14 protein-coding genes and 2 pseudogenes are annotated in these 13,094 nt (G+C 29.1%); 6 read left to right on the top strand and 10 right to left on the bottom strand.

The features are described from left to right. Positions 1-138: 138 nt before the first annotated feature. A complete protein-coding gene (locus MK409_RS07405) occupies positions 139-525 on the top strand; it encodes a hypothetical protein (RefSeq protein WP_021002067.1) in 387 nt (128 codons plus the stop codon). 89 nt (positions 526-614) lie between these two features. Here the strand turns inward: MK409_RS07405 and MK409_RS07400 are convergent, their stop codons facing one another. Then, complete coding sequence (locus tag MK409_RS07400; protein ID WP_268705864.1) at positions 615-1,112, bottom strand: hypothetical protein; 498 nt, start codon at positions 1,110-1,112, stop codon at positions 615-617. Between the two features lie 1,180 nt (positions 1,113-2,292). On the opposite strand from MK409_RS07400, the gene MK409_RS07395 reads away from it, so the two are divergent. After that, the gene (locus MK409_RS07395; protein WP_268705863.1) at positions 2,293-2,679 is read left to right on the top strand and encodes a hypothetical protein; all 387 of its coding nucleotides are present in this window, start codon (positions 2,293-2,295) and stop codon (positions 2,677-2,679) included. A gap of 185 nt (positions 2,680-2,864) precedes the next feature. Here the strand turns inward: MK409_RS07395 and MK409_RS07390 are convergent, their stop codons facing one another. From MK409_RS07390 to MK409_RS07370, 5 genes are all read right to left on the bottom strand, one after another. Further along, positions 2,865-3,092, bottom strand: a complete 228-nt coding sequence (locus tag MK409_RS07390; RefSeq protein WP_268705862.1) for a 16S rRNA processing protein RimM — start codon at positions 3,090-3,092, stop codon at positions 2,865-2,867. A gap of 33 nt (positions 3,093-3,125) precedes the next feature. Next, positions 3,126-3,311 (bottom strand): 4-hydroxy-3-methylbut-2-enyl diphosphate reductase, encoded by a 186-nt coding sequence (locus MK409_RS07385; RefSeq protein ID WP_268705861.1) that lies wholly within the window; start codon positions 3,309-3,311, stop codon positions 3,126-3,128. Between the two features lie 77 nt (positions 3,312-3,388). Next, positions 3,389-3,670 carry a hypothetical protein gene (locus MK409_RS07380; RefSeq protein WP_268705860.1) on the bottom strand — a complete coding sequence of 94 codons (282 nt, stop codon included), beginning with the start codon at positions 3,668-3,670 and terminating at the stop codon, positions 3,389-3,391. 185 nt (positions 3,671-3,855) lie between these two features. Then, on the bottom strand, positions 3,856-4,077 hold the full coding sequence (locus MK409_RS07375; protein WP_268705859.1) for a hypothetical protein: 222 nt from the start codon (positions 4,075-4,077) through the stop codon (positions 3,856-3,858). Between the two features lie 158 nt (positions 4,078-4,235). Next, complete coding sequence (locus tag MK409_RS07370; protein ID WP_268705858.1) at positions 4,236-5,588, bottom strand: hypothetical protein; 1,353 nt, start codon at positions 5,586-5,588, stop codon at positions 4,236-4,238. A gap of 515 nt (positions 5,589-6,103) precedes the next feature. Here MK409_RS07370 and MK409_RS07365 point away from each other — a divergent pair. Together MK409_RS07365 and MK409_RS07360 are read left to right on the top strand one after the other, a co-directional pair. Continuing rightward, a complete protein-coding gene (locus MK409_RS07365; RefSeq protein ID WP_268705857.1) occupies positions 6,104-7,213 on the top strand; it encodes an ImmA/IrrE family metallo-endopeptidase in 1,110 nt (369 codons plus the stop codon). Then, the gene (locus tag MK409_RS07360) at positions 7,214-7,714 is read left to right on the top strand and encodes a DUF4411 family protein (RefSeq protein WP_268705856.1); all 501 of its coding nucleotides are present in this window, start codon (positions 7,214-7,216) and stop codon (positions 7,712-7,714) included. Positions 7,715-7,902: 188 nt separating this feature from the next. Here the strand turns inward: MK409_RS07360 and MK409_RS07355 are convergent, their stop codons facing one another. From MK409_RS07355 to MK409_RS07340, 4 genes and pseudogenes are all read right to left on the bottom strand, one after another. Further along, a complete protein-coding gene (locus tag MK409_RS07355; RefSeq protein WP_268705855.1) occupies positions 7,903-8,661 on the bottom strand; it encodes a hypothetical protein in 759 nt (252 codons plus the stop codon). Continuing rightward, positions 8,651-9,997 carry an AAA family ATPase gene (locus MK409_RS07350; protein ID WP_268705854.1) on the bottom strand — a complete coding sequence of 449 codons (1,347 nt, stop codon included), beginning with the start codon at positions 9,995-9,997 and terminating at the stop codon, positions 8,651-8,653. The genes MK409_RS07355 and MK409_RS07350 overlap by 11 nt, the downstream gene beginning before the upstream one ends. A 992-nt stretch (positions 9,998-10,989) precedes the next feature. After that, the gene (locus MK409_RS07345; protein ID WP_268705853.1) at positions 10,990-11,853 is read right to left on the bottom strand and encodes a hypothetical protein; all 864 of its coding nucleotides are present in this window, start codon (positions 11,851-11,853) and stop codon (positions 10,990-10,992) included. 387 nt (positions 11,854-12,240) lie between these two features. Beyond that, positions 12,241-12,369, bottom strand: a pseudogene (locus tag MK409_RS07340) (FanG protein). Positions 12,370-12,397: 28 nt separating this feature from the next. Here MK409_RS07340 and MK409_RS07335 point away from each other — a divergent pair. Continuing rightward, entirely contained in the window at positions 12,398-13,012 is a 615-nt protein-coding gene (locus MK409_RS07335) for a CadD family cadmium resistance transporter (protein ID WP_326845916.1), read from the top strand. A gap of 11 nt (positions 13,013-13,023) precedes the next feature. Then, positions 13,024-13,094, top strand: a pseudogene (locus MK409_RS07330) (transcriptional regulator); the annotation flags it as partial.

Genomic DNA, 13,094 nt, shown 5'->3' with positions numbered 1-13,094 from the left:
CTAAGTTAGAGTTCTGTTAGAATAGTAAGTTATTTATAAGGGCAGAACGAATACAACATGAAATTTTTAGTATTTTAATTTCTATAAAAAAGATTTAAAATTTTTATTCAATACATTTTAGTATTTTAGGAGGAAAAAATGATGAAAAAAATTATTGCGATAGTAGCTTCTGTACTTGTAGCACTTTTAGTGGCGGGTGGAGCGTTCTTTTACCTAAATCAAAAATCTGATCCAGCAAGCCAGTTCGTTGGCTCATGGTATGATAAAGAGCATGATGTTATGATAGTATTTAAAAAAGATAACAGCCTTGAAGTGACTAATGATAAAGATGAAACTAAAGAAGGAACATGGAAAGTAGCTGGTAAATATATCAAATTATCTATAGATGGTGCATCTAGTGCAAAAGCAGAATTACCTGAAGAAGGTGCTAAAGAAGTGAAAAAACTTGATTTTAAGTTTGATACAGCTAAAACATTACAAAGTAAGTTTCGTATAATTGATGGAACATTTGAAAAGCAAAAATAGCTAAATAGTCTTAAAAAAAGGTAGTTCAATAATTTGAACCACCTTTTTTATTTTAAGGAGAGATATATCATAATGTTTAAAGAAGTTACTTAGTTTGCTTGTGCGATTAACTTATAAGCATAGGACTTTTGAAACTCTTCAGGTCGATTGTGCCCGAGAGCACGTGATACAACTAAACAAGCCTTTCGATCAAGGACAACACCTTTTAATTCGCCTCGTAGATAAATTTTTTCTTTTTTATCTCTGATATCTTTGGAATCTCGCGCTACAAGAAGATAAAGACGCTTTGCGTATTCTGCACGATATTTATGAGGTTTTAAAGCAGATGGAACTTGAAACACACGCTTTTTACCAGCTAGTTTAAATTCTTCAACAAGCCTTTCTAATTCTTTTTTGTCTCGCGTAATAATCGGAATCCATCGGTCTCGTGCTCCTTTTGATTTATGCTTTTTACCAATGATTTTAAGATAGTATCGACCATCTTCACGTTGATGTAGAGAATCACCTGTAATAGCTTTTAATTCATTTTTCCGTAGCCCAGTGGCAGATACGATTGAGAACCAGCGATTATTTGTTTCTTCAGACATCCTGTCGTCATTAGACTTCAAACGATTATTCTTTTTGTCGGCTCGATATCGAATATTCGTTGCAATAAAAGCGGTAGAAGGTACTCCTAAAACTTTGGCTAATGCTGCTTTGTAGGTTGACTGAGTTGGAGCAGAAAGTCTTAATTTCTTACAATGTTCTAAGTATTGATTTACTAAGTCAATCCATCCCTCAATATTGTTAGATTTTTCAAGAGCTTCTAAATCTTCGGCAGTAGTTATTGAGGCAACAAAGGAAGCAAATCTGCTCCAGGACCCAGCGTAGTTATGAAGAGTTCGGTCGGTATGGATTAAATGAATGTCTTCTATTTTTTCTTGTTAGTCTTTTTCAGGTTTAAATGCTCTGAATTAAGCGACTGAGCTAAGCTAGTTTTTGTATTTGATTTTTAGACTTTTGTTATTTACTTTAGTTTTTATACTTTGATTTTTTACTTTGTTATGATCAAAAAATTTTTTTAAACTGCTGTTGACATTACTTTTATTATCTATACATTTATTTTTTATTGGTAAATGAAATACAAAAATTGGTTCCTGTTATTTACTTTCGTTTCTTACTTTGTTACGATCAAAAAATTTTTTTTAAACTGCTATTGACATCTCTTTTATTATCTATACATTTATTTTTTTTTAGTTAATGAAATACAAAACTGGTTCTTTCCTAACCCAGCTTAAACCTACTGTTTCCATGATAGCTACCTCCTTTCAAACATAAAAAACGTAGCTATATTAGTTACGTCTCTACTCAATCAATTATCTAGATATTATTAGTATGCCATAAATTTTAAAATAAAAAAATTAGGATAAGATTTTTTTACGTTATTCACTTTTACCTAGTACTGTGTGTTTAGCGTGACTTACACATACGTTTCTGTCAACGCTAAACACACAGAAAAATCAGAATCGTAAAAAATTAGAAATGAGAGAAAGAGGAAAAACTACAAAAAAATTTAATAAGCGAAACAACTTATTTATCATTTTTTCTTAATTATTTTTTTTTATTTTAAAATTTATGGCATACTTTAATTGTAAAAGCAAAGGGGATTAAATATGTATAAAACATATTCGTTTTTAAATACAGGCCTAGTATATGAACTTGGCCCTCCAGACATTGGTATCATTCAATTTATTTTTAAACTCAATAAACAACAAAAGGAGAAAAAATATGAAGGTTTATAAAGAGTATTTATCTAAAAAAATTTTAGAGACTGTAAATATCGAAATTGAAGCAGGTGCGGATTTTGATGTTACTGTTAATTTTTGCCGTGATGAATATAATTTTTATCTAACTTTATCTCGTGAAGGAGAAGAACTAGAGTTTGATTTCATTGATGATAGGTTGAATTTGATTATTTATCACTGTTGCCATGATAAACTGTATTATAGTATTACAGAAATGAATGAGATTCTAAATTTCAAATATGCAATTGATATGTTAGTGGAGTTATTCGTGGCCAATAAATGGTATACGTTTGTACCAGATTTAACTACTCATAATCTATGGGAATTGGTTGAACAGTATAAAACAGGGAATTTAAGAGATTATGAATAGGAAAAGATAACTTTTTGTTATCTCCCTATTCAAAGGTACAGAAAAACAGGCCTAAGCCTGCTCTGTTTTCTACCAAAGTTCATTTTATAAATAAGTAGAGAAAATACAATGGTTAACTAAAAGGTTAATTAAATTGATGTGTTCAGTAAACAAATAAAATGCACCTTTCATGGGTGCATTTTATTTTAATAATACTGAACTTCAATTCCATCCATAATATTTATTAAAGTGTAATCTTCAATTTTTAAAGAAATCAGATCATTGAATGACGATACCTGGTATTCCTTATCTCCAATCACCACTACAATATCATGAACAGAATTTGGTAAAATGGCACAATCTTGCCCTTTGTAGACAAAAGAGGCATCCCAACCATTATCGTATAACGCTTGTAAATCATCTAATATTGCCATATAAATCTAAATCCTTTTCCGTAGCGTTTTCTTTCAAGTAAGGCAGGCAAAAGTGCCCAGATTGTTCTTAGCGTTGATAATTTTGATTTCCTTGATAATGTTCTCAGGGTATGAGTGGTCACCTATAACGATTTCGTCAGCACCATCTAAATCATAGCCGTCAAACCAATCAACTACCTTGCCAGTGATGGAGGTGCCATCTTCTAAAACAAGGCGCACTTTTTATCTACATATTCCCATAGTTTCAATGAGTTCCTCCTTTTCAATATTTAGATTGTAAAAGCGCCTAGATTGTTCTATGCGCTATAATTTACTAACTGTTTTGCCTTGTTGTAGTATGGCTCAAGGAACTTCCTACACAATTCTCTATCTTCTGTATCCTCTTCAACATAGAAATAATACATTGGTTCATCATTGATAAGATCAAAAAGGGGTTCATTCTCTGCTATCAAACCTTCAGCAAAAGCCTCGTCTTCGCCTAATTTGGCAGTGAGTTCAAGAAAAAAGTCATAGTAATCATCAACATCACCATTTACACCTCTTTTTAGCAAGTCTAAGACTTGTTGACTGTATTTCATAATGGTTTAAAACCTTCCAGTTCTTTACTTTGTACTCATTGTTCTATCTTAATTTTACCATAACTCTTGTACCTTACCAAAATTTCTCCTCTCTGAGCATGAAAAAAAGCACTTAGATAGTTCTAGGTGCTTTGATAATTATTAATAAACAAATTCTATTTTTACTTATCCTCTGAATAAGCAATCTATAAAATCACTAATTCTTTCCCGTCTACATTAGAAACTCCATCAAATAAAACAGAAAGGACATTCCGTGTTTTTTCCCAAGAAGTCATCGTAACAAGAGCATCTGTGAATATATGTCCATCGATTGAAATTTTAGAATTATTCTTAAAATCATCAGGAAGGTTTTCTTCTAAAGTCAATACTAGCCTACGACCAAATTTTTTAGAACTTAGAATTTTCATTTGTCAACCTCTCCACTTCTTTTTTGTAGTATTTTATATCCTTTCTAAAACATGAAGTGAATAGAAAAAGAGGTCAAGTTAAATCTTGACCTCTAATGATAAAAAATAATTTAAGTAAAGGATTTAGTTCTATAAGGTGTAGGCTAAGTCTTTTTAGATTAATCTGAATTCTTTTTTTGTTGTTCAAATTTCAGAATAGCCTTAGCAAGCTTATCATATTTATTAATATTTTCTTTTGGCAACTCAGAAGATTTCTTTGAGTGGATTATAGTAAGCTTAAAGTTATTTTCTTGAGAGATTATATCAATGGTTCGCTTACATAAAATACATGGTTTCATTGCTATAATTAGTTCTAAGTTAGGATTATTCTCCCCAATACCCTTTTTAGTAATATTACTAATCAACTTTCTTTCACAGCATGTAAACATTCGATTATTGGAATTTATATCTTTTTTTGAAATATTTGTTTTTCTTAGATATTTTTTATAATCTTCAAACTCTTTGTATGTAATATTATTGCTTAATTTGTGGAAAAGTAAGGTCTCCTTTTTAAGAAAATATTGTGTTTCTTGAGGAATCTTAACATACTCATATTTTCGAGGGATTGATAGTTCATTGATAATTTCAATAATTTTTTGTGATTTTTGTTTAACATCTAATCCGTTAATTGCTATATATTTGTGATTATTCCATGAAGCGGATGCAACGCAGTTAACCTTGTTCTCATAAAAAGTTTTTAATTTTTCATCCTGATTTATTTTTTCTGAGAATTTATCTATCGTAGTTTTTAGTGAAGATAAATTAGCAAAACTTGAATATACATCATCAGGGACTGACTTGCTTTGTTTAAACTCTAACAAACAAAGTTGAAACCTATTGATTAGATTAGCCAAAAAGGTATTAATATCATCGCTAATAAAAGTCAAACCTACTAATATTTTTAAATATTCTCTATAACTGTAACGAGAATCAAATAAACTTAAATTATTATTAATATCAGTGAGAATATCTTTATCAGATTCGTTATCATCGCTAAAATTTAGAAGATCTCTATAAAGATAAATTAAGATTAATACTTTTAAGGGGTATTCATTTTTTTTTACTCTTGAAAAAATATAATTCCAAATTTCTGATACACTTTCAAAAGGTTGAAAATTTAGTATAATTTCTTTTTTCTTACGATTATTCTTTATTAGATATCCTAAATAATTTTTTAATTCAGTTTGATAGAGATACTTTAGGAATAGAAGAAATCTATGATAATCTGAAATTCTTTCTAAAGTAAGTATTATATCTGAATTATGTTTTTCAGATTTTTCAAGCTTATCTAGCGATTCTATGAAGTAAAAATCACTAATAATCCCTAAAAAGTTATAGTTTATATCTTCAATTATACTAGTTTCAACTTTTACAGATTTCTCATTTCCTTGAAACTCCCAAGGCGATTTAAGTTGTTCTAGACTTTTTTTTAATGTGTCTATCTCGCTAAAATCGTTTGTATTTTTTACCATATTTTACCCTTTTCTATCAATATTTATATAAATAGTCGGAGACTTATTGTGTAATCACAAAAAACATAAGCAATTTGTTGAGTGGATTTGCGATTGATTACTAGAGAATGATTTGTTATTATAGTCTAGTCTACCACAGAATTGTAAATTAACCAAGATATAAGAAAATTATAATAATGTTATTGGAACAACGTATGGTAAAAATGATTTTATATGTTTTGAGGACATTGAGATGTTCTTGTTGAGGATTCGAAATTATAATAGGAAGTTCCGCTCTCTTTTATTGAGAGGAATAATTCTTATTATTAAATGAGTAATGAAAAGTATATCAAGTTAACTCAAAAAGTGTAAGTTGTCTAAAGAGATATCAAAGTATCGTTCTGATTTCTAATTATTTGATTAGTAATCTACTCGTTTTTGAGTTGAATGTTGAGCTTGTAATTTTTATGTGTGGCAATTGATATAGATAGAATTTTTTAAAATATTTTGGTAGAATAAAAAAAAGGAGGTATATTATGACGCAACGTATAAAAGTAAATAATAAAGTTTTATCAGCATATATTCATAATTCTAATACTCCTATTGAATTAATACGTAAAAGATTGCCTAATATAGATAAATTTTTATCTGGAGAACTAGATCCGACATTTAATCAATTATCAAGACTTTCAAAACTTATTAATGTTCCTACTGGATTGTTAGTACTCAAAGAAAGAATTACTCCTATTAGTTTAAATATTGATTTTAGAACTTTGAATTCACAATATTTATCTGACATTAGTCCGGAATTAAAAGCTACAATTCTTGAAATGCAAGAAAAACAAGACTTTTTGAGAGATACAGTTGAGAATGAATGTTATTTCGTTGGTATGTTTGATTTTGATAGTAAACATGAAGAAGTAATAGAAAAAGCACGAAATCTTCTGGGAGCTGAGATTACAAAAAATCGATTTAACCATTATAGAAAAGTGTTAGGTAATTTAGGAATATATATTTTTTTAAATGGTAAGTATAAAGATAACACTCATCGTCCATTAAATATTAAAGAATTTAGGGGCTTTGTTCTGTCTGATAAAAAAGCGCCTATTATTTTTATCAATCAGTTAGATTCTAAAGCAGGTCAATTATTCACGCTAATACATGAATTTATTCATGTATTGTATGGTGATAGTGACTTATTAGAAAGCGAAGAGTTGAGAAAACGAAATAAAAAAGAGGCGATAATAAATTCGGTAACAGCCGAAATTTTAGCTCCAAAATCTTTAATTATAGATTTATTTGATGAAGAGAAAAATATAAAAGATAATTTAGAAATCATTTCAAAGAAAACTGAGGTTAGTAAGTTTGTTGCTCTAAGGCGTTTATATGATTTATCAATGATTTCAAAAGATACTTATCAATCTATAAATTATGAATTAGAGGAAGAATTTAAGCAAATACAAAAACTCAGAAAACCTTCCAGCGGTGGGAATTATAGTAATAATCTTAGATTCAGAATCGACAATAACTTCTTTAAATATGTGAATAATGCTGTCCAACAAAATAAGATTACATATACAGATGCTTTTAATATTGTTGGAGTCGGTTATAAAGGATATAAGATATTGAGTAAGGGAGAGGGATAAATGTATTTATTAGATTCAAATATATACATCAACTTTTATGATAGATATTATCGTAATGAATTTTTCCCAACTTTCTGGCTTAATTTTGTGAGTATTTTGAATTCAGATGTAAAAGTTCCTGATATAGTGGTTTCAGAGAATTATCAAGATCCATGGTTTAGGGACTGGTTAGATGATAATTACGAAAAAGATTTAATAGACCATAAATCTTATGCTAGAGAGTGGAGTGAAGTAATTCAATATATTCAAGATAGTCCTTTATACAAAGATACTGCTCTCTCATCGGAAAAAGGTTGGGCGAATGAAAAAATTGCAGACCCTTGGTTGATTGCTATTGCTAAAAGTGAGAACTATACTATCGTAACTGATGAAATTAAAAATATTAATCTCAACGCTATGAATCCTAGTAAAAATGCTAAAGTTCCAGACGTATGTGAAGAACTTAATGTTAGATGTATTTCGATGAACCAATTTTTTGAAGAAATTGGCCTATCTATCTGATGCTGAACTAGTTGAATTATAGTAGTATCGAATCTTTGACATGAATATATTAGAGATCGAAAGTTATTGAAATAGGCTCATTGTCAACTGAAATCGGAATAAGAAAATTGATGAGCAAAAAGAAATTAAAAAGTTTCAAAGTCTTGAGTGACTCTGAAACTTTTTTATTAGAGTTGAATGCAAGAAGTTTACATTTTTTCTATATTTTTGAAACTCTCTAATAATTCAAACAGTATATGTAAATTTGTGTAGCTACGTTTCATCTCTTTTTCTAGATTTTTTATTTGATTCCAAGAATCTAGATAAGAAGTACCCAATGCTTTACCTTCGAAAATTGCAATCATTTTATTTGGATCATCATCAACCTCATCCAACAAATTATCAATGGCTTCTGTTTTTTGTTCGTCGGGCAAGACTTTTTCAAATAATACATGTTCAAGATTAACTGAATTAAAGTAAACCGAATAAGATAATTGAGTTCGGTTTATTTTCAAAGTGCTTTCAGATGGGTCTTTAATAACTTGAGATACTTTTCTAGCTTTTGTCTGTCTAGAAGCAATAACATCTCTTTTCTGAACAGAGTCTTTAAATAATACTTTCTTGTTTGAAAAATCATAATACCAAGAATCAATTGAAGGTGTTACAAGATAATTTATTGGATTTATAAAAATCCCATCTGTGTCAGTAACAAAAGCAACATGTATGATTTGCTGGGGAGATAATTTACTATAGTTTAGATAAAACTGAATCTGATCTTTTAAAATAGTCTGACCGTTTTTTGTTTTATTTTCTGTTGAAGTAAATATATCTCCATTCTGAATACGTATTGTGATATCAGATAGATCTAATTTTTTTTTGAAATCTTCAACAATGAGATCTAAACAGTCTGCATCCGTACTACCTTCAACAAAAATTAAGAATACCATTTCTTTATTACTATTCGCCACTATACTTACCCGCCTTTCTAATAGCCCGACGGATTTTAGATTGACTTTTTCCTTGGTAAAGTTCTTCATCTGCTCCACCAATTTGGATTGATCTCAAATATAGGTCACGAAGATTATTCGTTGATTTTACCCCCTTAAGAGTAATATAACGATTTTTTCGATTTGTAGTTGAAAAACGGATTTTACGTGTTGGCAGCATCTCTAATATTCTAAGGTTATGAGAGGTGAATATTAGTTGGCCTTTAGCATCTCTTGAGAATACTTCCATTAATTCTCCTAGTAGATACTCAAAAATTCCCGAGTCAATTTCATCAATAAAAGCAATTGTTCCAGGATGATTATATACCTCGACTAAAAAACCAATCATACTAATTATTTTTTTAACCCCTTCAGATTCATGAATTAGAGAAAAAGTTTTATCATTACGTTTAGCAAAAAAATTAACATTATAATAACTATTTTCGTTTTGATCAATTTGCAATTCACCTACAGTCATATCCAAAACTAAATCTGGAATAATTACTGGAATTATTTCGTTCATGTAACGTATTGTGTCTTTATAGACTGAAAGGTGATCTTGTGGAATTGGCATCCCTCCCTTATTTAAAAGAGCTGGTAAAGCACCTTGGAAAGCGTGTGTTTCATTTTTGTAATTGATATTAATTGGCATTGCACCCATACCAGTTAAATTTGCATAACGCTGAGTATAAATTCTTATATGATCACAAAAATCATTTAATACTTTATAGCATTCTTTTTCTAATTCCTTCTCAGTTTGTTTTTCTAAGCGATTTTTAAATTCTTTAGAAAAAAGGACAGAGGATTTAGTTCTGATAGCAGTTTCAGCTAATACTTCTATAGCATCTTTACTCAAGAATTTCGAACGTGACTTTAAGCTACCAACGAATTCACCTTGCTCGTCTCTATGCAAAGGTGTAAAAGTAAAAAGATTTTTGAATTGCACTCTTGGTTTAAGCTCCTTATAAGAAATTGCTTCATGTGCAAGATATACATTCTGTTCCACTGTGGATTCATCTGAAATAAACTCCACTTCATATTTCAGTAGAAGGTTATTTTCAGATTCAATTTCTACTGAAATTTTGGGTAAATAATCTTCACTGGTGTTAAAAATCCCGAAGCTATCTTCAGGGATTGAATCTCCTGTCATAATAGTTTTTACAATGTCAATTGCATCAACCACTGTTGTTTTTCCCGAACCATTCTGTCCATAGATTCCCAAGAGATTGATATAACCGTTCTTGTCATAGAATTTTATATTGCCATAGTCAACATTTTTAATGTGTTCAATTGTTAATTCCCTTAATTTAATTACCATTTTGAATCTCCTATATCTTTTAATGGTATTATATCACTTTTTCAGTTCAAAAAAAAGAAAAATGGAATAAATAATTCCTTTTTTCTTTTTTTGAATTCCCGCCAACAAAAATGCCATTTTTAGATTAAAAAATGAATATGCTGTAATTCTGACTTTATTACATAAAAATAGATCATAAACAATTAAGACTATAATACACCATAAGTGATTTTAATGTTCTTCGTTTATTTTAGTGTATATGGAATCTTGGTATGTTACTTTGATTTTTCAAAACGGATGAATTCGTTATCCTATTTTGGATGGGATAATCATAGTCTAAAAACCAAGCTACATTTTTTCAGTAGTTTAACTTTTCGCATTTTTAGGGAGAAGCTTAAGAGCAAATCAGCAAGGATACTTTGGTTCATCAAACATAAAAACAAAAATGTATATTTGAAAAAATTTTTAGTATTTACATAAATAAAGTACATTCTACAGTAGATGAACATTTTTTAAAAATACCAGTTTTCACTTAAACAAAATACATAATTGAGAATAATTAGCTCTAAAAAATTTTTGGTTACGGGAAAAAATATTTCTCCTTGAAAAACAATCACAATCAAGTTTCGGAAGAATACTTATTTTTCGGAAAGTTGAGTAATGTAAAAAAATATGTATGAAAACTTTAATTTAAGATTTTTAAAAATAGAGATATCGATTTTCTTTATCCTCTTAATTGTATAACAAATAATAGATAGAGATATGTGATGAGGTAAAAATTTAGTCAGAAATAAAAACAATCGAAACAATAGGAATTTCTCATCTTGCTACGTTCCTAAATAAAAATGATCGTCTTCAAACCTACCTTGATCAAAACAATAAAACTCCTTTTTGCTATAAAAGACTTTCAAAAATTCAAAACCTAAAATCAATAAAATAATACAAAAATTATAACAGCTATTCTTGTGAGAAAAATAATAGTTGTACGTAAGGTTAATTCTTACTTATTTTCCTTAATAATTATATTTTTTGTTATCCGGCAAGGAGTCATTTATTATTTCATCGATAAATTTATTGTAATAGGTTCTTGTTATATCTTTGTCGTTCCAAAATTTATCGTAGGTATCTTTATTATAATATACTGCATAATCTTCTGAGTTGTCATACTTGTCAAAGTATTTCTTTGAATCTACCAATTTTGTACCAGACTTACCAACACTATAGTCTGTTGCATATACTTGAATCTTATTATAATCTCTGTTAAACGAATTAGTATTTTCATCAAAAATTGTAAAAATGACAATATTCATCTTGTCAAAGGCTGTATTATACTCCTTAGCATAGTCACTTAAATTCTTATCATGTATTCTGGATATAATATCCGTTCCTAAACTTGGTCCAAATTCAGCGTAATTATTATTAACGAAATAGTTACTAAAGGGATTACTCTCTTTATCCATCGTAATATTACCAATTTTTCCTCTTGATTTCCCAGTCAGCTGAAATCTCATATCTAGACCCTCCATAGGTATATACTTACTATCACTAGAAAGATAATCATCAAAACGATCCCAATTCGAATCACCAGACAAAACCATGTAAGATCGTATATACACAGTAGTATCTTTCATATCTGTGTCACTATAGTTATAGATTGAAAATATATCATCGTTTTTAGACCAACCTACGGGGTTATTTAACACAAAAGAATATTCCGGTTTATTTGTAAAATAATTATATGCAGGTATTAATATATTTGTTACAAGAGTAACAATAAAAGTAAGGATTAAAATAATTCTTTCAATACGTTTAAAACTAACATCTTTATCAAAGATTGTTAATTTACGTTTCCGTGACGTTTTCTTAGCTTTTTTCATTTTAGAATACCGAAATGAGTTCTTAGTCTGTTTCATATTAGAATACTCCGAGGATTTTTAGAATGAAGTAAAAAAATTTATTTCTTTTTGCTAAATTGTATAATTTAGATTAACTATTTGCAAGTAATATAATCAATTTAACTAAGAAGATAACTATATTTGTGTCTTAATTTTAAATCTCTACCTTTTTTTCGAGGACAGTTATAAAGTCTATCAGAATAAGCTTTGTAAGAGTATAAGTTAATTTTTACAGAGGTTAAGTAAGGGTTTCAGTACACGTCAATAGATGTCAAAATATTGATTTTAAGCGATTTTTGATTTTTAGAAACTCATTATATCGCACTACAAATCAATAAAAACTCTACCTTTTTTAGATAAATATATCATCTAGATATTGAAGTTAAGCCCTGCTATCATTTTGATGGCAGGACTTTTTAATATTTGTTACACTACCTTCTTATCTATATTTTGGTGGATTTTAAGTTGACATCTACAAAGCTTAATGTTAGAATACATTCAAAAATATATTTGAATGAGGTATTTTATGATTCAAAATGTTGTTACTTCAATAATCCTGTATTCTGGGACAGCCGTAGACTTACTTATTATCCTAATGTTATTTTTTGCCAAAAGAAAAAGCAGAAAAGACATCATTAACATCTATTTAGGACAATTTCTAGGCTCTGTTAGTCTAATATTGCTAAGTTTACTTTTTGCATTTGTCTTAAATTATATTCCTAGTAAAGAGATTTTAGGTTTGCTCGGTTTGATTCCAATTTTCCTAGGGCTCAAAGTTTTGCTTTTAGGAGATTCTGATGGAGAAGCTATTGCAAAAGATGGTTTGCGCAAAGATAATAATAACCTGATTTTTCTAGTCGCTATGATTACTTTTGCAAGTTGTGGTGCTGACAATATTGGTGTTTTTGTCCCATATTTTATTACCTTAAATTTAGCGAATTTGATAGTGGCTTTACTTACTTTTCTAGTCATGATTTATCTCTTGGTTTTTTCTGCCCAAAAATTGGCACAAGTCCCTTCTGTTGGAGAAACTTTGGAAAAATATAGCAGATGGTTTATTGCCGTTATTTATTTAGGATTGGGGATGTATATCCTGATTGAAAACAACAGCTTTGACATGCTAAGGACTGTGTTCGGCTAGGAGAAAAAATTATGAAAAAAGATAGTATCTGCCAAGTGAATATTATAAATCAACAAAATGTTACAACCGCAACGAACTACCT

The organism is Streptococcus oralis (assembly GCF_026782375.1).
Taxonomy (GTDB): domain Bacteria; phylum Bacillota; class Bacilli; order Lactobacillales; family Streptococcaceae; genus Streptococcus; species Streptococcus oralis_CL.
The sequence above is the reverse complement of the archived record's forward strand: the minus strand, read 5'-3'. Positions and strand labels throughout refer to the sequence as shown.